This is a genomic window from Vreelandella neptunia, assembly GCF_000712975.1.
GTDB classification, from domain to species: domain Bacteria; phylum Pseudomonadota; class Gammaproteobacteria; order Pseudomonadales; family Halomonadaceae; genus Vreelandella; species Vreelandella qaidamensis.
Genome location: NZ_JHQL01000006.1, coordinates 60,416 through 81,047, shown reverse-complemented (window position 1 = coordinate 81,047; position 20,632 = coordinate 60,416). Strand labels below are relative to the sequence as shown.

Annotated in this window: 26 protein-coding genes; 13 read left to right on the top strand and 13 right to left on the bottom strand. The window is 53.6% G+C overall.

What is annotated here, in order from left to right; genetic code table 11:
• Positions 1-14 precede the first annotated feature (14 nt).
• The 6 genes from CR46_RS0116110 to CR46_RS0116085 form a co-directional block, all read right to left on the bottom strand.
• A complete protein-coding gene (locus CR46_RS0116110) occupies positions 15-620 on the bottom strand; it encodes a DUF1190 domain-containing protein (protein WP_030074397.1) in 606 nt (201 codons plus the stop codon).
• 12 nt (positions 621-632) lie between these two features.
• Positions 633-1,055: a DUF350 domain-containing protein gene (locus CR46_RS0116105; RefSeq protein ID WP_030074396.1), complete on the bottom strand. Its 423-nt coding sequence runs from the start codon at positions 1,053-1,055 to the stop codon at positions 633-635.
• A gap of 59 nt (positions 1,056-1,114) precedes the next feature.
• Positions 1,115-1,858, bottom strand: coding sequence for a DUF2491 family protein (locus CR46_RS0116100; RefSeq protein WP_030074394.1), 744 nt, complete (start codon positions 1,856-1,858; stop codon positions 1,115-1,117).
• A gap of 30 nt (positions 1,859-1,888) precedes the next feature.
• Complete coding sequence (locus CR46_RS0116095; RefSeq protein WP_030074392.1) at positions 1,889-2,935, bottom strand: ion channel; 1,047 nt, start codon at positions 2,933-2,935, stop codon at positions 1,889-1,891.
• Between the two features lie 46 nt (positions 2,936-2,981).
• A complete protein-coding gene (locus CR46_RS0116090) occupies positions 2,982-3,677 on the bottom strand; it encodes a PspA/IM30 family protein (RefSeq protein WP_030074391.1) in 696 nt (231 codons plus the stop codon).
• Between the two features lie 79 nt (positions 3,678-3,756).
• Positions 3,757-4,164: a DUF2170 family protein gene (locus CR46_RS0116085; protein ID WP_030074389.1), complete on the bottom strand. Its 408-nt coding sequence runs from the start codon at positions 4,162-4,164 to the stop codon at positions 3,757-3,759.
• Between the two features lie 184 nt (positions 4,165-4,348).
• Here CR46_RS0116085 and CR46_RS0116080 point away from each other — a divergent pair, with 184 nt between their 5' ends.
• The 5 genes from CR46_RS0116080 (at position 4,349) to rimI (ending at position 7,972) form a co-directional block, all read left to right on the top strand.
• The gene (locus tag CR46_RS0116080; protein ID WP_030074387.1) at positions 4,349-4,735 is read left to right on the top strand and encodes a hypothetical protein; all 387 of its coding nucleotides are present in this window, start codon (positions 4,349-4,351) and stop codon (positions 4,733-4,735) included.
• A gap of 88 nt (positions 4,736-4,823) precedes the next feature.
• The gene (locus CR46_RS0116075) at positions 4,824-6,227 is read left to right on the top strand and encodes an MFS transporter (RefSeq protein ID WP_030074386.1); all 1,404 of its coding nucleotides are present in this window, start codon (positions 4,824-4,826) and stop codon (positions 6,225-6,227) included.
• A gap of 43 nt (positions 6,228-6,270) precedes the next feature.
• Positions 6,271-6,579, top strand: a complete 309-nt coding sequence (locus CR46_RS0116070; protein WP_030074384.1) for a BolA family protein — start codon at positions 6,271-6,273, stop codon at positions 6,577-6,579.
• 35 nt (positions 6,580-6,614) lie between these two features.
• Positions 6,615-7,529 (top strand): hypothetical protein, encoded by a 915-nt coding sequence (locus CR46_RS0116065; RefSeq protein ID WP_232222406.1) that lies wholly within the window; start codon positions 6,615-6,617, stop codon positions 7,527-7,529.
• Positions 7,529-7,972, top strand: a complete 444-nt coding sequence (gene rimI / locus CR46_RS0116060) for a ribosomal protein S18-alanine N-acetyltransferase (protein WP_030074381.1) — start codon at positions 7,529-7,531, stop codon at positions 7,970-7,972. Before CR46_RS0116065 ends, rimI begins: the two co-directional genes overlap by 1 nt.
• Here rimI and CR46_RS0116055 read toward each other — a convergent pair.
• Both CR46_RS0116055 and rsmD read right to left on the bottom strand, forming a co-directional pair.
• A complete protein-coding gene (locus CR46_RS0116055; protein ID WP_030074380.1) occupies positions 7,969-8,163 on the bottom strand; it encodes a cell division protein ZapB in 195 nt (64 codons plus the stop codon). The genes rimI and CR46_RS0116055 overlap by 4 nt on opposite strands.
• Positions 8,164-8,270: 107 nt before the next feature.
• Complete coding sequence (gene rsmD, locus CR46_RS0116050; RefSeq protein WP_030074379.1) at positions 8,271-8,912, bottom strand: 16S rRNA (guanine(966)-N(2))-methyltransferase RsmD; 642 nt, start codon at positions 8,910-8,912, stop codon at positions 8,271-8,273.
• A 90-nt stretch (positions 8,913-9,002) separates the two neighbouring features.
• Between rsmD and ftsY the strand changes: the two genes are divergently transcribed.
• From ftsY to rpoH, 4 genes are all read left to right on the top strand, one after another.
• Positions 9,003-10,361, top strand: coding sequence for a signal recognition particle-docking protein FtsY (gene ftsY, locus CR46_RS0116045; RefSeq protein ID WP_030074377.1), 1,359 nt, complete (start codon positions 9,003-9,005; stop codon positions 10,359-10,361).
• Positions 10,358-11,026: a cell division ATP-binding protein FtsE gene (gene ftsE, locus CR46_RS0116040; protein ID WP_009724117.1), complete on the top strand. Its 669-nt coding sequence runs from the start codon at positions 10,358-10,360 to the stop codon at positions 11,024-11,026. Before ftsY ends, ftsE begins: the two co-directional genes overlap by 4 nt.
• Positions 11,023-12,063, top strand: a complete 1,041-nt coding sequence (gene ftsX, locus CR46_RS0116035; RefSeq protein WP_030074373.1) for a permease-like cell division protein FtsX — start codon at positions 11,023-11,025, stop codon at positions 12,061-12,063. Before ftsE ends, ftsX begins: the two co-directional genes overlap by 4 nt.
• 153 nt (positions 12,064-12,216) lie before the next feature.
• Positions 12,217-13,083 carry an RNA polymerase sigma factor RpoH gene (gene rpoH, locus CR46_RS0116030; protein ID WP_030074371.1) on the top strand — a complete coding sequence of 289 codons (867 nt, stop codon included), beginning with the start codon at positions 12,217-12,219 and terminating at the stop codon, positions 13,081-13,083.
• Positions 13,084-13,186: 103 nt separating this feature from the next.
• Here the strand turns inward: rpoH and slmA are convergent, their stop codons facing one another.
• The 5 genes from slmA to coaBC form a co-directional block, all read right to left on the bottom strand.
• Positions 13,187-13,795 (bottom strand): nucleoid occlusion factor SlmA, encoded by a 609-nt coding sequence (gene slmA, locus CR46_RS0116025; RefSeq protein ID WP_030074368.1) that lies wholly within the window; start codon positions 13,793-13,795, stop codon positions 13,187-13,189.
• Between the two features lie 21 nt (positions 13,796-13,816).
• Positions 13,817-14,716, bottom strand: a complete 900-nt coding sequence (argB, locus tag CR46_RS0116020; RefSeq protein ID WP_030074366.1) for an acetylglutamate kinase — start codon at positions 14,714-14,716, stop codon at positions 13,817-13,819.
• Between the two features lie 156 nt (positions 14,717-14,872).
• On the bottom strand, positions 14,873-16,261 hold the full coding sequence (locus CR46_RS0116015; protein WP_030074364.1) for a phosphomannomutase/phosphoglucomutase: 1,389 nt from the start codon (positions 16,259-16,261) through the stop codon (positions 14,873-14,875).
• Between the two features lie 35 nt (positions 16,262-16,296).
• Complete coding sequence (dut, locus tag CR46_RS0116010) at positions 16,297-16,758, bottom strand: dUTP diphosphatase (RefSeq protein ID WP_030074362.1); 462 nt, start codon at positions 16,756-16,758, stop codon at positions 16,297-16,299.
• Positions 16,755-18,119 carry a bifunctional phosphopantothenoylcysteine decarboxylase/phosphopantothenate--cysteine ligase CoaBC gene (coaBC, locus tag CR46_RS0116005; RefSeq protein WP_232222405.1) on the bottom strand — a complete coding sequence of 455 codons (1,365 nt, stop codon included), beginning with the start codon at positions 18,117-18,119 and terminating at the stop codon, positions 16,755-16,757. Before coaBC ends, dut begins: the two co-directional genes overlap by 4 nt.
• Before the next feature lie 150 nt (positions 18,120-18,269).
• Here coaBC and radC point away from each other — a divergent pair, with 150 nt between their 5' ends.
• From radC to mutM, 4 genes are all read left to right on the top strand, one after another.
• Positions 18,270-18,944 (top strand): RadC family protein, encoded by a 675-nt coding sequence (gene radC / locus CR46_RS0116000; RefSeq protein ID WP_030074358.1) that lies wholly within the window; start codon positions 18,270-18,272, stop codon positions 18,942-18,944.
• Positions 18,945-19,194: 250 nt separating this feature from the next.
• Entirely contained in the window at positions 19,195-19,431 is a 237-nt protein-coding gene (rpmB, locus tag CR46_RS0115995; protein ID WP_009724126.1) for a 50S ribosomal protein L28, read from the top strand.
• A 25-nt stretch (positions 19,432-19,456) separates the two neighbouring features.
• Entirely contained in the window at positions 19,457-19,612 is a 156-nt protein-coding gene (rpmG, locus tag CR46_RS0115990; protein ID WP_009098622.1) for a 50S ribosomal protein L33, read from the top strand.
• Between the two features lie 187 nt (positions 19,613-19,799).
• Positions 19,800-20,627 (top strand): bifunctional DNA-formamidopyrimidine glycosylase/DNA-(apurinic or apyrimidinic site) lyase, encoded by an 828-nt coding sequence (mutM, locus tag CR46_RS0115985; protein ID WP_030074357.1) that lies wholly within the window; start codon positions 19,800-19,802, stop codon positions 20,625-20,627.
• The last annotated feature ends 5 nt before the right edge of the window (positions 20,628-20,632 follow it).

Here is a 20,632-nt window from a genome sequence, read left to right as displayed (position 1 = left end):
GAACTAAGGTTAGCTTAGGAGCCAAATCCACCCCGTGCGCTGGAGCGCGAACCGAACCCAGAGCGTTGAGTCGCTCGCTGATTGGACTGCATTGTCGATGATCGGAAAGCCTGATTACGTTGTTCCACCCGTGACGAAGCGGAAGACGATGCAGCGTTCCAGTCGCCGCGATTCTGGCGGGTGCGGTAGACCGGCTCTTGATACAGGCTTTGTACCCGTGCGCCATTGCGGTTAGCCATCATGTTGCCAACCATATAGCCCATCAGCGCGGGGCCAAACCAACTGCCACCTTGGCCCTGCTGAGCCGATTGAGGTGGTGGCTCACAGGCCCCTTCGCCATGTACCTGTTCGCAAGCTTCTAAGGAATCAAAGCGCGGAACCGCTTCAACGGCTGCGGTAAACGCCGCCTCACAAGCGGTACGCGTGTAAAGCTCGTCTGCTACGCACTCATCTACGTTCTGGTAGGCCTTGGGTTCGGAGAAGTTGACGTCCGACAGCGTGTCTTGCGGCGCGGATGACTGCCCGCAGCCGGCTAGCGCGGCTGTACCGGCTGCGCCCATTAAAGCCAGGGTCAGCCGAGAACTGCGTTTGCGGCGAGGTGGCTGGTTAGATGATTGCATTGAAACCTCCCGTTACCAGATCATGGACGCTGCGTTGAGCAGGCCAACCGCGATAGCGACGGTCGCCGCGAAAATGCCGTATGCCATATGGCCATCGGTAATATGTCCGGAAAGGCTCTGACCTTTGCTTTTCAGTACCAGCTTGATAGCAAAGAAGGTAACGATTTGTACGATAAAGGCGATGATGCCCCAGGCGATAAAATCAATGAAGCTCACGCTGTTCGCCATAGCGCTGTAGAGCGGTATGGTAAAGCCTAGTGTGGCGCCACCAAAGGCGGTTGCTGCAGCGGCGTTGCCTTCTTGAATCAACTTCCATTCGTGATGAGGGGTAATCTTGCTGTATGCGACCATGAACGCTACCAGCAGGATGGCCGCGGTGATCAGGTAGGCGAAAAACGCTGGTAGGCCTGCCAAGTACATACCGATATTGCCCATTATCGTTTCCTTTTTTAGTCGTCAATCGTAGGTGGTAAATCGTACGCCGTGGTTCGCAATCAGTGTGCTTCGATAATCAGCGCACTGATATCAATGCCCAGGCTAGTGACTAACTGATAACTGCCTTCCAACTCATCGGCTTCAGCGCTTAGTAGGATATATTCAAAGCGCTCTGAGGCTTGATCATGGCGCTCATAAAGCATGCAGTGGTGCATGACGTGGGATATACCGCTGCCATCGGCGCGGGTCACCGTTTCTTCAAGCACTACCGGTGCTGACCATTCGCTATTTTCAGCGCCCCAGACGCGTTGATAGCGTTTCAGGTCGTCTTGAGTCTCACTGTCGGTTTCCAGCGTAAAGCGCTGTTGGCCGAGTGGATGAGACGGCCTCTGGCTATCCGGTTGATTGATCAAACCATCAAACTCAAGGTTAGAAACGTGTTGCGACGACAAGAAGTCGAACAGTTTGTATTCAAACACCTTGCCATTGGCAATAGAGGCCTGAATCCAGGTGTCATTTTCCAGATAAAAGCGCGCGAGCTGTTCACCTTGGCCGAGTTCGACGACGCCGACCGCGGCTATTTCTTGGGTCTCACCGCTCCAGCTGGCATCAAAATTCAGGCTATCAAACGCTTTCAGCGACAGCATATTGAGCGACACCATGCCACCAAGCCGCAGGCCGTTAAAATCGTCTGGGGTCATGCCTGCTGGCAGGCCGCTAGAACGCTGGGCAGTTTCGCTGGTGTGTTTTTGTTGCACGCTTTTACTGTTGGCACGAAATAACGATTTAAGTGAACCAAGCATGGTAATAAATCTCCATAAAGCGGCTGGGTGTCATGACAGCAAAGATGAAAAGTGGGCCGACGTCAGACGCTCATAGGCCATGTAATACAGCACATCGCCGTCACTCAGCTCACGGGAAGACGGTGGGTTGAGCATATTCGCTTCGTCACTAATGGAGGTGACGCCAAGCAAGGTGGCATTATGCGCTTCCTTGGCTAAGGCGAATAATTGGCCAAACGTGCTGCCTTTGGGAATGTCTTGCAGCTGCGTTTGGTACTGAGTGGCCCCGTGGTTCACGGCGAGCAGCTCATTAACGACGCGGCTAATGCCAGCATCGGTGGCTGATCGCACCAGCATTTCTAGCGCCATGGCTTCAGTGCATTCGATGCCAGGTAGCGTGCGCCGCAACATCGCTGCGGTATTAGGGTTTTCGCAGTGGGCAACGATGTGGCAACCAGGAGATTTCAGGCTATAAGCGGAAAGCGCTACGGTGGCCACGCGTTCATCGCTGCCATCATAGATAATAATACGGCTAGCATTTTCAACACCGGCGCGTTTGAGCAGCGCCATATTGGCGAAGCTATCACCCTTGACGAATTTTAGATCGCCCGGGCGTGGGTTGTTGATGTCTTTGGTGACACACAGCACGATTTCATCGGGTAGCTGCCGATCAGCTTTGAGAATATCAATGATCTTTTCAGTGGTTTCTCCATGCCAGCCGAGCACTACCGTGTGACCAGTAAGATCGCTGTAATCGCCTTTTCCTTGCATTTGCTGCCTCCAAAAGTTGCCCACCGTAACGGTTGCCTTACCGATCAGGGCAGCAAATAGTGAAATGCCGCCCGGAATTAGGTAAAACACAGCGATCAGCTGCCCAGCAGTTGAGCTTGGTGAGAAATCCCCATAGCCCACGGTAGACGCTGTAACGACGTAAAAATACAGCCACAACGACAGTGAACCCGTGACCTCTTCGCCGGTGAGCCCCATGAGCAGCCACGAGGTTGTCATATGAGCCAGCGCCAACAGCAGCAGAAACGTCCAACTGACGTTAATAGTAGAGGCTTTTAAAACTTTCAGTAGCCGTTGTAGCACTGGCATGGCGTCACTCTTCCTTGTGTTCAGGCGGTAGTGTTAACGCTGGCACTCAGTTGCCAGCATTTTGCTTGGCTTTTAGGCGAGCAAGTACATCGCTTCCTGAGGTTTGCTGTTTGCCGATACCCGCTTGAGAAAGACGCGCTTCCAAGTCGGCCCCAGACTCCTGGGCTTGCAGTGATTCGCCAATTTTGAGCTTTTCAGCCTGCAGTGCCTGGCGCTCTTTAATGCGCTCCAGAGAGGCAACAGCGCTGCTCATGCTGGCATTTTGACCAGCGTGTTGAGATGCCACGGCAGCCTGCGCCTTTTGTGCAGCTTCAGTCGCCTTAACGTGAGACATCTGCTGCTCAACGCGGCGGATTTCACCCTTCGATTTAGCAATAGTCGACTTTAATGCTTCGATGGTGCCATCGTACTGGGTGACATTGGCCTGAGCGATTTCGCGCTCACTTTCCAAGCGGGCAATTTCGCCGGCAACTTCCTCAGCTAGGCTCTGTTCACCTTTCTCAAGTGCAGCCATAGCGCTTTTTTCATACTCAGCCATCTTATCGGACAGTGCATCGACTTCTTTTGCAGCAAGATTGCGTCTGGCCATGATGGTAGTAAGCTCTTCATTAGCTCGATTCATTGCCGTTTTAGCGTCACGTAGTTCTTGTTCCATGATACGAATCCCCTGACTATCGACAATCGCTTCGCCGGTTTCAGTGGCTTTGCCGCGTAGGGCGGTAAACATTTTGCGTAGTAACATTGGGTAACTCCTTAAGACGAACCAATCCGACGCTTGCACGCAGGACGAACAACCGGTTGATACTGAATCACATGAGCAATCAGTCGATTAAATCGGCAATTTCCAGTGCGGCCTGAGCACAGGCTTCAACTTCCGCACTGATCGCTTCGAGCTTGCAATCTGCAAATAGTTGGCCATAAACCACGTAGTAATCTTCGTCACCAAGGGTGTGAATGCCAACACTGACCAGAGGTAAGGCCATGCCCAAACGTAGCAAAGCATCATTGAAGGTGTTGATATCTTCAACAGCGCTGGTAGGGGCCACTTCGCTCATTACCAGCCACTCTTCGTCGGAATACGTTAGGGTAACAGGTAAGTCACCGTAGTCCTTGAGCGTAAACACCAGTGAGTCATTATCTTGGTCGAGTGCGATATCAGCGTTAGGCCAATTCAGCTCATTCTGTTCCACGCTGAGTTTAATCGCTTCGAGTCGTGTTTGAGTGTTCATTGAGCGTATCCTAATTTGCTTTCCAACACAGGCTTGTAACGGCCTGTGTTGCTAAGTAACAGTATGTCGTTAAACCTAAATACTGCCTCATTTTACGCATTGAAACGATATTGCGTCTGCACCGATGGCAAACTAATCCGTTAGCACCCATAATGATCAACGTTTCGACGGCGAGGAGAATCCCATGAAACTGCTAAATCGCTCTGCCCTGAGCGTCAGGCCGACCCAGACCTTCGTGGACTGGATCAATGCGCTCGAACCCACCATGGGAGACGACGACCTGACCCTGGACGACGTCGAACGTGAAAGCACGGTGTACCTTATCCCCGAGATGGATACCCCAGAAGCGCTTGAGACGTTCGTGCGTGAGCGCTACGCAGAAATCCTGGAGACCGAGCTGCGTGCTTGGGAAGAGGATGAGCGCCAATGGCCGGAAAAGCTAGACTGGTCACTGTTTCAAGCATTTGTTCGCATTGAGCATAGCTATCTTGCGATTGATCTTGACGATGAAACCGCACTTGAGATTTCTGACGTTGATGACGCACTGCTGCTCGATAACGAGCAAGACTAGCGTATTGGCGTCTTGATATATGCGCATTGTAGAACCGGCTCCGGCCGGTTTTGCTGTTTTTAATGGTGCTGTTTAGGAACTGTCCACCATGAGATTGTTTGAAACTCGTGCCGGTGACGATGGTTTGCCAGGGCCTGCGCGTGCGCTAGCCGTGCTGGCGCTAGTCACAGGCACGTTGATGGCGGTGGTTGATACCACCATGATCAACCTAGCTCTCCCGACGATAGCCGCTGATCTTAATGTGCCTGCCTCCAGAGCGGTATGGATCACTAATTTATTCCAAGTGGTCTGCGCGGCGTTCTTATTAGTGTTTGCAGGCATAAGTGAGCTGATTACCCGCAGGCGGCTCTATTTGTTCGGTTTGGCTACCTTTGTTTTCGCGGCGTTAGGGGCGGCGCTGTCGCGTAATTTAGAAACGCTACTGGTATTTCGAGCTTTACAGGGGTTAGGGGCGGCGGCCACCCTGTCCATTGGCCCGTCGCTGTATCGGGCAATTTTTCCGTCACGCTTGTTGGGCAGCGCGCTGGGGCTCAGTGCGTTAGTGGTGGCCGGTGGCTACGCGGCAGGGCCAACATTAAGCGGCGTTATCCTCTCGTTTGCCGACTGGCCTTGGTTGTTCGCACTTAATGTTCCCCTTGGCGTGTGTTCCTTATGGCTTGCCTATCGCGCATTGCCCCGCGATAAACCGCGCCAGGGCAGCTTTGATGTGCTGGGTGCGTTGCTCTCTATGCTGATGCTAGCGAGCTTCTTTCTCGCCATGGATGCGGTGGGCCACGCTGCACCGCTATGGCAAAGCGGTGGCTGGGCAGTGGTAGCTGTGCTGGCTTGTGCGCTGTTTATTCAACGCCAGCGCTACGCATCTTATCCGCTGCTGCCGCTGAGCATCTTTGCTGAAAGGCGCTTTACATTAGCCGTTTCAGCCTCGGGCTTAGCGTTTATCGGCCAAGGGTTAACGTTTGTTGCGCTGTCATTTTTTTACCAGGAGCAGATGGGGTTCTCGCCGCTGGAAACGGCGTGGTTGTTCACCCCTTGGCCGCTAGCGATTATGGTGGTCGGCCCCCTGGCAGGCCGCTTAGCTGACCGGGTCAATCCCAGTGTGCTTTCAAGCGCAGGCTTAATGCTGCTGATGATGGGATTAGTGGCGCTCGCGCTGGTGGATGAATCCACTGGAGTAGCAGGCAGTCTGTGGCGCACCGCTTTATGTGGTATTGGGTTTGGTCTATTTCAGCCACCGAATAACCGCGAAATGATGGGTAGCTTGCCACCCGAGCGTAGCGCTAATGTCTCTGGCGTGATGAGCACCACTCGTACCGTTGGCCAATCGTTTGGCGTGGCATTGGTGGGGGCAGCACTGGCGTTGGGTTCTCCAATGCAAGTTACCCTATGGTTAGGGGCGGGCACCACGCTGCTAGCGCTGGTAGCCAGCCTTTCTCGAGTGGCGTTAGCTCAGCGTGCTCTCAATGAGCGGCGGGCATCGTCTGTTAGCAAGTAACGGCGTACAATAAGGCAATGGCTGACTGAAGGAGAGAGTACTCATGGCGATGCAGACACAGATTGAGCAGAAGTTAGCGGCGTTAACGCCCGACGTGCTGCACGTAGAAAACGAAAGCCACATGCATAACGTGCCGGCTAATTCTGAGACGCACTTTAAAGTGACGCTAGTCAGCGACAACTTTGATGGCATGATGCCGGTAAAGCGGCATCAGCAAATTTATGCACTGCTCGCCGATGAGCTGTCTGGCCCAGTACATGCGTTGGCGCTACATCTGTACACCCCAAAAGAGTGGCAGGCACGTGGTGGCGAACGCCCTAACTCGCCTAACTGCCGTGGCGGTGGGCAGTGACACCAGAGGCTGTTCGCAGACAATATTTGGAGGCGATGGGCATCACTGTCTGGGCATCCAAATATCAGCTACCCCATGCGTGCCCCACAGAGGCGTGCGAGTGGGAGGATGCGCCGGTTGCCACTCCACCACGAGAGCGGCTTCACGCGCTATTGGACGATGCACCTGCACCGCGCCCGCGTAGCCAGTCATCAGTTATCAATAGCGCTTCCAGAGCGGCTAGTACTGGCTCCTCTTCGGCCCCTGCGGCAGTGCGCGCGCTGCTTGGTCAACCGCCTGTACCTGACAGCAAGCCAGCCGTAGCCACGGTTACTTCGACACAGGAAAATTTTACGGCTGAAAGGTCTGTGCAGGAAAGTTCTGGGCAGGAAGGTTCTACACAGGAAGGTTCTACACAGGAAAGTTCTGTACAGATAAATTCTGTGCAGGGGAGTTCTACGCAGCAAGAACAGGCTGTTAGCAAAGCTAAACCGCTAACATTCAGTCTTTCTTGTGTTTGTGTGGGCGGGCGCTGGTTAAGTCTCCATGAGGGTGAAATAACGCCTGTTGAGCAGCAGCTACTGGCCAATATGCTACGAGCGGCGGGTGTGTTGAGCGGCGAGATGCCTGTGGTGACATACTTTAAATGGCCACCGATGGCGAATGCCTTTACACCAGAAGAGCCATTGGAAGAAGCACAGGACGGGATGGCTGCCTTTATTGCAGGTGCTGCAGGCAGGCAAGGGTGGCAGTTGGAGCGCCTGCTATGGTGGGGCGCTGACGAATTACCCGACGATTCACCCCTGGTGCGGGTTATGGCGGTTAGCCAGCAGCATAGCCAAACGTTGTCGCTGCCCGTGTGGCAAGGTCCTGCTCTGAATACAATTGCCCAGCATGGGAGTACCAAACGTGAGCTTTGGCCTGAGCTTGCCTCGCTTGGCAAACAGTGGCGTAGTGAGGCCAACTGCTAGTGATACGCCAATTAAGTATTGCTGACAGCGCTGAGCTACAGGCATTAGAAGCACAAGCTAACAGTGGTATAGGCTTGCCGCATCTTCGCAATGCGTTAGCAGACGCGAATTCACAGGTAATTGGTTACTGGCAGCAAGAACCATTGATTGGCTATGCCATGGTGGCTCGTTTGCCGTTTGAAGCAGAGCTTCAAGCGATTGGCGTGCTTCCCCAGGAGCAAGGCCAGAGAGTCGGCTATAAACTGCTTAGTGAAGTGGTTGCCTGCGCAAGGCAGTGGCAAAGCGAGCGCTTATTGCTGGAAGTGCGGGTAAGTAATCAGCGCGCAATAAAGCTCTATCGACATTATGGGTTTCATGAAGATGGACGTCGCCGAAACTACTACCCGGCTGCACAGGGCGAGGCCGGGCGAGAAGATGCGTTATTGATGTCGCTGTTGCTTTAAGAAATGCTATCGCTGTCCATGCTTTCAAACTTGCTGAGCACGCCCTGTAGCCGACGCCCCCACTCCTCACGCTCCTGTTTAAGCTGGGCGTTTTCGCTACGCAGCTCTTCATTTTCAAGCTTCATCAATTCCAACGCCTCTACGGTGTCGGTGACTTTCTGTTCCAACTGGTTAAATAACTCAAGGCTCATGCCTACCTCCAGCAATGTCGACAGGCACATTGCCTGTCATAACGGGGATGAAATCGTAATTCAGTTGGGCGAGCGTAACGCCGCTGCAAGATGGCGGCAAGCGCAGTTTACACGGGTTTACGAACGTAGAGCCGGGCAGCGCTTTCCCCAGCTTGAGTTTCTCGGTACAGCTGCCAATTAGCAGGCACCTCCGGAGAGAGCGAATTTTCAGTTTCTAGGTAGATCATGGCTTCGTCGGTCAGCCAGTTATTTGCTTCTAACATAGCGCAGCAGGACGCTGCCAAGCCTTGATAGAAGGGCGGATCAAGAAAAATCACGTCACTAGGTTGACTAGGTTGATCAAGAAATATCAGAGCATCGGAATTGACCACCCGGCCATTGCTAGCTCCAAGAGTGATAATATTTTCACCAATTAGCGCGGCTACCCGAGCATCACGCTCGATAAACGTAACGTGATTAGCGCCTCGGGAGAGGGCTTCAAAGCCGAGTGCTCCCGTGCCTGCAAAGAGATCTAACACACGTTTGTTAAACAAGTGTTGGCCAAGCCAGTTAAACAGCGTTTCACGCACGCGATCAGGGGTTGGGCGTAGCCCCGGGTGGTCAAGCACTGGCAGTTGGCGACGACGAAAATCACCGCCGATAATGCGTAGCTTACCTGGCGGCTTGACAGGCCCACGCCGCGCTACTGAAGAGCGAGAAGTAGCGGAACGAGAAGAAGTAGAGGAGCGAGAAGAGCGTTGTCGTTTCATAACATGGATTGTAGCGGGCTACTTATCCAAAGTCTTGGTCTGCGATGGTAGGATAATCGCAATGTTCACCTATTAAGTCGGATGACACCTATGTTCGGTTTTTTCAAACGTAAGAAAAAGCACGACTCCCCGCAGGAGCAGCAAGATCAGCAAGCGCTTTCACAAGAGGCGCATGGTGACGCAGAGCCTACTAAAGAGTCTAAGCTAGAGCATAAAACAGAGCAGGGCACGCCAACGGAGGAAGCCGTTGCTTCAGCAACATCAGCCGCTGAGCTCGCGACGACTGTCGAAGAAGAGGCTGAAAAAGCATCTGCTAGAGAGCAGGTGCAAGAGCCTGAGCCTGCAGTAGAGGCTGTTTCAGAGCCAGAGCCAGAGCCAGAGCCAGAACCAGAACCAGAACCAGAACCAGAACCAGAACCAGAACCAGAACCAGAACCAGAACCCGCCGCAATGCCTGCACCTAAACCGGCTCTTCAAGAGAAGCCAGTGGCAGAAAAAGGGGAAAAGAAAGGCTGGTTCGCTCGTATTAAATCAGGGCTAGGCAAAACCCGCGCCAATCTAACGGATGGCATTGCAGATCTGTTTTTAGGCAAAAAGCAGATTGATGATGAGCTGTTGGAAGATCTTGAGACCCAACTGCTGATGGCGGATGTCGGCATTGAAGCCACTAGCGAGATTATTGAGCGCCTTGAGGCGCGCGTTTCGCGTAAAGAACTGAATAATCCTGAAGCGCTATATCGTGGTTTGCAGGAGGAGCTGGCAACAATGCTAGCGCCGGTAGCGGCACCGCTAAATTTTGAAAAACAGAGCGATGGGCCTTTTGTCATCCTCGTGGTAGGTGTTAACGGCGTAGGTAAAACGACGACAATCGGCAAGCTGACCCAACGTTTTCAACGTGAAGGTAAAAGCGTCATGCTCGCTGCCGGTGACACTTTCCGGGCAGCGGCGGTTGAGCAGCTTAAGGTGTGGGGTGAGCGTAACAACGCGCCGGTAATTGCGCAGCATACTGGTGCTGATAGCGCGTCAGTGATCTACGATGCGGTGGCAGCTGCCAAAGCACGTGGCGTAGATGTGCTGATTGCCGATACAGCAGGGCGGCTGCACAACAAGAGCCATCTGATGGAAGAACTAAAAAAAGTGCATCGGGTCATGCAGAAACTGGATAGCACCGCTCCCCATGAGGTGATGTTAGTGCTGGATGCGGGCACTGGGCAAAATGCCATTTCTCAGGCCAGTACATTTAACGACGCCGTGCCTATCAGTGGTATTACTCTGACCAAGCTGGACGGTACCGCTAAAGGTGGGATTATTTTTGCATTGGCGAAGCAGCTAAAAACACCGATTCGCTTTATTGGCGTGGGCGAAGGGCTTGATGATCTTCGCCCCTTTGAGGCAGATGACTTTGTTAACGCGCTGTTTGACCGGCAAGGGGATGATGGCCGCGCATGATCGCTTTTGAACATGTGGGTAAGCGCTATGGAGGGCGCTTTGAGGCGCTGGCACACCTAAACTTTCGCGTTGCAAGAGGCGAAATGGTGTTCCTGACGGGGCATTCTGGTGCTGGTAAAAGCTCGCTGTTGCGACTAATTATGCGTCTCGAAAAGCCTAGCCGTGGTCGTGTAGTGGTGGCTGGGCATGATATTGCCGAGCTTCATGCCAGCCAAGTGCCGTTTTACCGTCGGCAGATTGGTGTAGTGTTTCAAGATCATCAACTGCTGTTTGATCGCAGCGTATTTCGCAATGTATCTCTGCCGCTGGAAATCCAAGGAGTAGAGCCACGTGAAGCAGCGCGGCGCGTTCGTGCAGCCTTGGATAAAGTCGGGCTTTTACACCGTGAAAAAGCGTTACCGGTAGAGCTTTCCGGCGGTGAGCAGCAGCGAGTGGGAATTGCGCGCGCAGTGGTTAATAAGCCAGCTCTGCTTCTTGCTGATGAACCTACCGGTAACCTTGACCCACAGCTTTCTGCCGACATTATGGCGCTGTTTGAAGACTTCAATCGTATTGGAACTACTGTGATGATTGCCAGTCACGACCTGGCGTTAATCGCACGGCTGCGCCACCGTATTTTACGCCTGCGCGATGGACGTTTGGTGGCAGATGAGGGCGCCGTATGAAACGTGCTGCGACACCCCGTTCTACAGGTGTAGCTCCCAAGGGTAAGCGACAAGCGGCCAGAACCTCCAGTGAGCCATCCACCGAGCGGCGTGGGGCGCGTTCACATCAAACACGCTTTAGCAGCCGCTTACGCGCCTGGGGGCGCCATCATCGTGCCATGGCGATGGATAGCCTTTATCGCCTGATACGTTACCCTGTGGGCAATCTGCTCACCATGCTGGCCATTGCTATTGCGTTAGTCTTACCCGCGGCACTTTGGTTAACCTTAGATAGCGCCAAACTGCTAGACGCAGAGCTGGATGAGAGTGCAACCCTCACGGTTTATCTGGAAACGACCGTAGACGCTGCGCAATCTGCGCGTATTGACGAAGCCGTTAGGGCAGATGAGGGCGTCGCAACGACGCGCCTTATTAGTGCAGAACAAGGGATGGCTGAGTTTCAGCAGTCGCTAGGGATTGAAGATACCTTAGCGGGCCTTGACGATAATCCCTTGCCTGCCAGTATTGTCATCTACCCGCAGAGCGTTGAGCCTGCGGCTATGGCGCAATTGGCACAGCGGTTGGAAGCGTTCTCTGGGGTAGACGAGGTACGTGTAGACCTCGCATGGGTAGAGCGTTTACGTCATTTAGCAGACCTTGGGCGACGGGTAGCGCTCGCGCTTGGTGTGCTGTTTGGCTGTGGAGTGCTGCTAGTAGTGGGCAACACGATTCGCCTAGCAGTTGAGAGTCGGCGGCGGGAAATTGAAGTGGTGATGCTGATAGGCGCAACTCATGCGTTTGTGCGCAGACCCTTTCTTTACAGCGGGGCCTGGTACGGTGTGGGTGGCGGTCTTTTGGCGTTGGGTTTGTTGGGGCTTGGTAACCACTGGCTGTCGTTGCCTGTGGCGGCCTTGGCTGCAAGCTACGGCGCGAGCTTCGTATTGCCGCAGTTAGACGTGACAGGCTCTACAATTCTGCTATCTTGCAGTACACTACTGGGCTGGCTGGGAGCGTGGCTGGCAGTTACACGCCATCTCTCTAGCATACGCCCGCGTTAATTGTGTTTGTTATGCGGTCATTAACGGGAATTTCTACCCCGTTTTGTGTCTTATGCAGTGAATGCATCGGTCATATGAACCTTATGCTTAGGCTAAGGTCTTAGAGTTAACAGTACACCAACCACGATAGGTTTTAAGGGAGACCACCTGCACATGAGCACTAGTCTTCTACCGGTGGGTCAGCTCTCTCCAGGTCACGATCTGGGTGGCTACATCAAGGCGGTTAACGGAATTCCCGTACTAAGCATTGATGAAGAGCGTGAGCTTGCATTCCGCCTCCACGATGAAGGTGATCTGGAAGCTGCGCGTCGTCTGGTGCTTTCGCACCTGCGTTTTGTTGTGCATATTGCTCGTAGTTATTCAGGTTACGGTTTGCCACAGGCTGACTTGATTCAAGAAGGTAACGTTGGTCTGATGAAAGCCGTTAAGCGCTTCGACCCCAATCAAGGGGTTCGCTTGGTGTCTTTTGCCGTGCATTGGATCAAAGCGGAAATTCACGAGTTTGTGCTTCGCAACTGGCGAATCGTCAAAATTGCCACTACCAAAGCGCAGCGCAAGTTGTTTTTTAATCTGCGTAGCGCCAAAAAACGCTTAGCCTGGCTGAATAATGATGAGGTCAATGCGATTGCAAAAGATCTCGATGTGAAGCCAGAAATAGTGCGCGATATGGAAGGACGTTTGTCGGCTTACGATGCGGGCTTTGATGCCTCTCCTAGCGACGACGAAGAGAGCACCTATCAAGCACCGGCGTACTTTTTAGATGATGCTTCAGCCGATCCGGCAACGCTGTTAGAAGACAGCAACTTTGAAGAGGATTCAACGCGTCGCTTGCAGCTAGCTTTGAAGGGGCTTGATGAGCGTTCGCGGGATATTTTGCAGCGTCGCTGGCTGACCGATAATAAAGCGACACTGCACGACTTAGCTGATGTGTATGGCGTTAGCGCTGAACGCATTCGTCAGCTCGAAAAGAACGCTATGAAAAAGTTGCGTCAGAAAATGGGCGACGCTATCGCCGCTTAATTTAAGTATATATATTGGGTAAGTAGGCTAGATAAACGCCCCGAAGGCAGCGCTTTCGGGGCGTTTTTATTGGTTGGCTGCTGGCTTGATATGTCAGCGCTTGCTAAGCCGGTTGCACGGTTTCTCGTAACAGTTGGCTAGATAGAAGTGCCCACTGATCTTCCCAATACTCTGTTGGTAAGCGTTTGAAGTCACTACGCACATATTGAGAAATACGTCCTTCTGCCTGGGCGATCAGCAGGTTAGCTGCGGCGGATGCAGGAATGCTTGTGCGCAAGCCTTCACGCAGTTCAGCCTCCCGTAGCACCTGTTTTAGTTGAGTTTCCAGGCGCTCGAAAAGCTGGTGTACCCGCTGGCGTAGCCGCGCCGTTTCGCCGGTAAGAACATCGCCACCCAATACCCTGGCAAGCCCAGGGTTTTTCTCGGCAAAGCCCAGTAGTAAGGTCAAAATCGTGCTGCAGCGCGATGTAGCATCGGGGATATCTTCCAGGATGCGGGTAATGCGCGCAAAAATGCTTTCTTCAATAAAGTCGATTAGACCCTCAAACATACGCGCTTTACTGGGGAAGTGGCGATACAGCGCTGCTTCGGAGACGCCTACCTGGCGAGCAAGTGCAGCGGTTGTGATGCGTTTACCGCTATCCTCTTCCAACATAACGGCTAAGGCTTGCAGGATTTGCTCGCGGCGGCGAGGTTTTTGTTCGTCACTCATGACGTTATCCCTCCGTCGCGGTTAACCTGCGTCAGTAATCAGGGTGCCTACCCCAGCATTGGTAAAGATTTCCAGGAGTACGGCATGGGGAACGCGACCATCAATGATATGGGCGCTGTTGACGCCGCCTTTCACCGCGTCCAGCGCGCAGCGAATTTTCGGCAGCATGCCGCCGTAAATAGTGCCGTCAGCGATTAGGCTATCGACTTGAGTGGTTGAAAGACCAGTCAAGACTTCCCCCTCGCTATTCATTAAGCCTGCGACGTTGGTTAGCAGCATTAGCTTTTCAGCGTTCAGCGCTTCGGCCAGCTTGCCTGCTACTAAATCGGCGTTAATGTTGTAGCTATTACCTTCACCGTCGACGCCGATAGGCGCGATTACCGGAATAAAGTCTCGGGCAGCGAGCATCTCGATAAGGTCGGTGGAGATAGACTCCACTTCACCCACGTGACCAATATCGATGATTTCCGGTGCGGTCATCTCAGGGCTTTGGTGCTCTACTTTTAACTGGCGGGCGCGAATTTGTGCGCCATCTTTTCCGGTTAAGCCAATTGCTTTGCCGCCGCTTTGGTTGATCAGGTTAACAATGCTTTTATTGACCAAGCCTCCCAGCACCATCTCCACAACGTCCATGGTTTGGGAGTCGGTCACACGCATGCCGTTCACAAAGCGTGATTCAATATTCAATTTTTCCAGCAGGCTGCCAATTTGTGGCCCACCGCCATGTACCACGACTGGGTTAATGCCGACTTCTTTCATAAGCACGATGTTACGTGCGAATGAATCGATCAACGTGTCTTCGGTCATGGCGTTGCCGCCATATTTAACGACGACCGTTTTGCCCGAAAACTGTTGGATGTAGGGGAGGGCTTCTGACAAAACCTCCACAACGACCTGGGGGTCGCGGCTAGTTGAACTCATGACGTTGTCCCTTTTGCTTTTTTCCGTCGCTACGTTTATCGCGACCGTTATTACAGCGCGAGCATTGGCTTTTCCATGCGGCGTGTTGTTTTGCGTTTTATCTCGTTTTACTTATGTCGTGTTCATCTTGCTGTTTATCCACCCTGTTATGTGTACTTACCCTGCTGGGGTTTCAGGGATCGTCAGTGCTGGTGAAATCTCCGCCAGCGCATTGGCAAACCGCGCTTTTATTCGGCTAAGTGCCGCGGCATCGCTACCCTCAAAGCGCAGTACTAGTGCAGGTGTGGTGTTGGAGGCTCGACACAGTCCCCAGCCATCGGCATAGTCCACGCGAATGCCATCAATCGTGGTTTTGATACCTTCGCCGAAGTCGCCCTCTCTAGCAAGCTTCTTGATAAGCGCAAATTTTTCTTCATCAGCGACCGCGATATTAATTTCAGGTGTACTGATATCTTGTGGAAACTGCTCAAATAATTCATCAGCACTGCCGGGGTAGCGGGCGAGAATTTCAAGCAGGCGAGCCGCCGCGTAGAGGCCGTCGTCAAACCCGTACCAGCGCTCTTTGAAAAAAATATGCCCACTCATTTCACCGCCCAGCGCAGCACCGGTTTCGCGCATACGCGCTTTGATGAGTGAATGGCCAGTTCGCCACATCTCTGGTTCGCCGCCAGCGTGGCTAATGGCACGCGCTAAGTTACCGGTGCACTTAATGTCGAAGATCACCTTAGCGCCTGGGTTGCGTGACAACATATCTGCTGCGAACACCATCAGTAGGTGATCAGGGTAGATCATGCGGCCACTTGGTGTGACAACCCCTAAGCGGTCGCCGTCTCCGTCAAAAGCCAAGCCAATATCGGCACCTGTTTCATTAACGCTGTGGATCAAGTCGCGTAGGTTTTCAGGTTTGCCTGGGTCGGGGTGGTGGTTCGGGAAGTGGCCATCAATCTCGGCAAATAACGGGGTAGTTTTTACCCCCAGGCGCTCGATAAGCTGTGGGCCAAGCTCTCCGGCAACCCCGTTGCCACAATCCACCACGGCACTCAGTGGGCGCTCAATGTGAATATCGCTAATAATTCTTTCAAGATACGCTGCGCGTAGGTCGTGCTGGCGAACACTGCCTTGGCCGCTGGTTAGGTCGCTTGCTTGAATTCGCTCATAGAGGGCGGTGATAGCATCGCCGGAGAGCGTTTCACCCGCTAAGACGATTTTAAAGCCGTTGTAGTCAGGTGGGTTGTGACTGCCGGTTAGCATTACCCCGGAGGAGCTTTCAGGCAGTGTGTGGGTGGCGAAATAAAGCACAGGTGTTGGCACCATGCCGATATCAATAACATCCCGCCCAGAGGCTGTTAAGCCGCGAATCAGCGCTGCTTGCAAATGTGGCCCGGAGAGTCGTCCATCACGCGCAACAATGACCGTTTGCTCACCACGAGCTGCGGCTTCAGAGCCAATAGCCCGGCCAATGAGTTCAGTGGTGGTCTCACTCAGCGTATCGTCCACAATACCGCGAATGTCGTAAGCACGAAATATCGACGCAGGTACGTTCATTGTTGCTCCTAGATTGACGGTAAAACAGCCTTGGTTTACTGGCGACCTGTGCTACCAAAACCTCCGCTGCCGCGGGTGGAGTCGTCAAAGGCATCGACAATGGCAAGCTCCGCCTGCACGACCGGGACAAGCACATATTGAGCAAGGCGCTCAAAGGGCGATAGCGTAAAGCTGCTTTGCCCACGGTTCCAAACCGATACCATTAGTTCGCCCTGGTAATCAGAGTCGATCAGTCCAACAAGATTACCCAGCACGATGCCGTGCTTATGGCCTAGCCCGGAGCGAGGCAAGATCATGCCTGCTAAGCCAGGATCTTCTATGTAAATGGCAAGGCCTGTCCGCACGAGCTGACAGTCGCCGGGAGCAAGTACCAGTGGTTCATCTAGCAGTGCTCGCAAATCCATCCCCGCTGAGCCTGTTGTTGCATAAGAGGGGAGGTAGTCGTGCAGGCGTTCATCCAAAACTTTGCACTGCAAGCGTGGGCGAGAACCGCTCATGATAATTCTCCGGAGGATTGAGAAGGTGGTTGAGAAGATGGTTGAGAAGATGGTTGAGAAGATGGTTGAGATAGTCGTTGAGATTGAAGCTGGGATAGTCGTTGAGAAGGCAGCAGTGATAGGGCGTGACGAATAATTAGCGCGGCTAGTTGCGTTTTAGGCTGCGGTGGGGCGTCCAGTTGGTTGGTGCCCGTCGCTGTGCGCCACAGCAGTAACGCCGCATTGTTATCACTACCAAAGCCAAGACCCTGCCGGGAAACATCGTTGGCTACGATCATATCCAGCCCTTTGCGGGTTAGCTTATCTTCTGCATAGTGCGCGACCTCCTGGGTTTCAGCAGCAAACCCCACTACCAAGGGGCGTTGGTCAGTAGGCAGCGCGGCCACATCGGCAATAATGTCCGGGTTTTTGACCAGCGTCAGCGTTAGCGTATCGCTGTCGTCAGTTTTTTTGATTTTATGCTCGGCCGCGCTGGCGGCGCGGTAGTCGGCGACCGCAGCACAGCCAATAAATAGGGCTGCATGAGGCGCTAGTGTTAACGCTTCATGGTGCATTTGCACGGCGGTTTCCACATCAATCCGCTCAACGCCATTGGGGGTGGGTAGAGTAACCGGACCGCTTATCAGCGTCACCCGTGCCCCCTGGTTTGCTGCTTGCGCGGCTAGCGCATACCCCATCTTCCCCGAGCTGTGATTGGAGAGATAGCGCACAGGATCTAGCGCTTCGCGGGTAGGACCTGCGGTGATGACGACGTGTGGCGCAGAAGTTGGCGCTGGTGATTTTGCAGCAGAAGCAAAGTGCTGAGCTAAGAAATCAACAATAACGTCTGGTTCGCTCATTCGTCCGGGCCCTACGTCGCCACAGGCTTGGTCGCCTGCAGCGGGACCAATGAGTTGCCAGCCGTCGGTGGCTAACTGATTCACGTTGCGCTGGGTTGCAGGGTGACGCCACATGGCCTGATTCATGGCTGGGGCGATCAGCTTGGGGGCTTCCGAGGCCAGACACAGAGTGGTCAGCAGATCGTCTGCCATGCCATGCACCAAGCGTGCGATTAAGTCGGCTGTGGCTGGGGCGATCAGAATCGCATCTGCCCAGCGGGCTAGCTCGATATGGCCCATGCCTGCTTCCGCCTCAGGATCAAGTAGCGAGGTGCGTACGGGCTCCCCTGACAGTGCTTGAAGCGTTAACGGCGTGATAAACGCTTGGGCACCCTCGGTCATCACCACGCGAACCTCACAGCCCGCCTGCTTTAGTAACCGAACAATCAGCGCGCTTTTGTAGGCCGCAATACCGGCGCTAACACCGAGCAGCAGGCGTTTGCCAATCAGCGATGTTGATGGACTTGGCGATAATAAGGCCATGATGGGCAGTCCCATGTAGCGTTTGTTAAAGGTGTGTACCATACCATTTGGCCGGTTATTTTGGCATGCTCAGCCAGACGTTGGAAAAGCCAATAAGGGTGCGCAGTGGCAAGCGCGGGCAGTGCTGTCAGCATGGGCAGGGAGGCGGCGATGGGGATCAATCACTGGCCAGAGGGTGAGCGGCCACGAGAGAAGCTGTTGAACATGGGTGTGCAGGCGCTCTCAGACGCTGAGCTTCTGGCCATTTTTTTACGCGTCGGCGTTCAAGGGCGCTCGGCAGTCGATTTGGCCCGGGACCTGCTGGCCAGCTTTGGTGGGTTAAGGCAGCTTTTGGAAGCAGATCAGGATCAATTTTGTGCAGCCAGGGGGCTTGGAAGTGCCAAATTCGCTCAGCTTCAGGCGACCCTTGAGCTTTCCAGGCGGCACATGGCGAGCCAGCTTGCCCGCGGCAATGCGCTCACCTCTCCGGCGTTGGTGCGTCATTACCTAAGCTCTCAGCTGCGTCATTTGGGTCATGAAGAGTTTGCGGTGCTTTTTTTGGATACACAGCATCGAATTATTCGCTATGAATCCCTATTTCGCGGTACCCTAGACAGCGCATCCGTTTACCCCCGCGAAGTTGCCAAGCGTGCGCTCGAACTACACGCTGGTGCTGTCATCCTGGCACACAATCACCCGTCGGGTGTTGCTGAGCCAAGCGATGCTGATCGACGTATCACTGAACGCCTAAAAGATGCCCTCGCGCTTTTTGATGTGCGGGTACTTGATCATTTTGTGGTGGGGGACGGTGACGTGGTTTCGTTTGCCGAGCGCGGCTGGCTATAGCAATTAATGAAAATAGTGCGACGTCAAATTCTCGCTGTTTATCTAAGTAAATTGTCCGAAAAGTGCCTTTTTTGGCATTTTTAGGCGTTTTTGCTTGCTGGTAGCCGGGTGCTCTGGTATAAAGTGCCACCTTTAAACTTGGGTTGAATAACGGATTTGGGTACAGCTAGGCGGTTAACTGCGTCGACTCCCTCCCTGCTCCGGTTTGCCCGACAGTTTTGAACAACTCGCCAAGCGGTTGGAGGCTCTCATGTCCAAAGTATGTCAGGTTACCGGCAAGCGTCCGGTAACTGGTAATAACGTTTCTCACTCCCAGCGTAAGACACGTCGTCGTTTCTTGCCGAACCTGCACACCCATCGTTTTTGGGTTGAAGCTGAAAACCGCTTCGTCAAGCTGCGCGTTTCCTCTAAAGGAATGCGTATTATTGACAAGAAAGGTATCGAAACGGTTCTGGCTGATATCCGCAAGCGCGGCGACGCCATCTAAGCTAGCATTTTGGGAGAGTTAAACCATGCGCGATAAGATCAAGCTGGTGTCTAGTGCCGGTACAGGCCACTTCTACACCACTGATAAGAACAAGCGGAACACACCGGATAAGTTCGAATTCAAGAAATACGACCCGGTCGTCCGTAAGCACGTTATCTACAAGGAAGCCAAGATCAAGTAATCGCGATTACAATGATCGGCTTTCACCGCAGGCGAGTGCCTGTTGAAAAACCCGGCCCTCAGCCGGGTTTTTGCATGTCTGATAGTTAGCCACTTATTGTGTATGATTGGTTACACATGCCCCTATACCCCAGCACTGCACTGGCGACAGTGTGGTTGTCACTGTGCTGTCATCATAGGCTTTCATCATGCCCGAATTGCCTGAAGTTGAAACAACGCGGCGTGGCGTTGCCCCTTATATCGAAGGGCAAGAAATTACCGAGGTGTTGGTAAGGCACTCTCGTTTGCGCGTACCAGTGCCTGAGGATCTAGCCGATCGATTAATAGGCGCGCGGATTGGCGTATTAAAGCGCCGTGCTAAGTACCTGCAAATTCCCGTGATGCGGTCTGAGCGTGAGGCCACGTTGCTGTGGCACTTAGGCATGTCGGGTAGCCTGCGGATTGCCAAGGTTGGTGATTTGCCCAAAAAACATGACCATGTTGATGTGGTGACGGCCAATGGCCATGTGCTGAGGTATCACGACCCGCGGCGATTTGGTTTTGTTGACTGGCAGCAGGGCGATGGTAGTTTGGATACGCGCCTAGCGCACCTTGGTCCTGAGCCGTTAGATGATGCGTTTAACGGGCGTTGGCTCTATAACGCCTCCCGTAATAAACGCGTTGCGGTAAAGCCTTTTTTAATGGATAACCGCGTGGTGGTGGGTGCGGGTAATATTTACGCTGCTGAAGCGCTGTTTATGGCAGGTATCGACCCGCGTCGCGCCGCCGGGAAAATTTCCCTAGCCCGTTATCAGCAGCTGGCCATTGCGGTAAAAGAGGTGCTGTCGGCGGCGATTACTCAGGGCGGTACCACGCTGCGAGATTTTGTCAGTGGCCAGGGCGAGCCAGGCTACTTTGCCCAGCAACTGAACGTTTATGGACGCCATGGGCAACCCTGCCTGCGCTGTGGCGTTGAGCTGCGACGTATCACGCTTGGTCAGCGGGCCAGTGTATTTTGCCCTGGATGCCAGCGGTAGTAGCT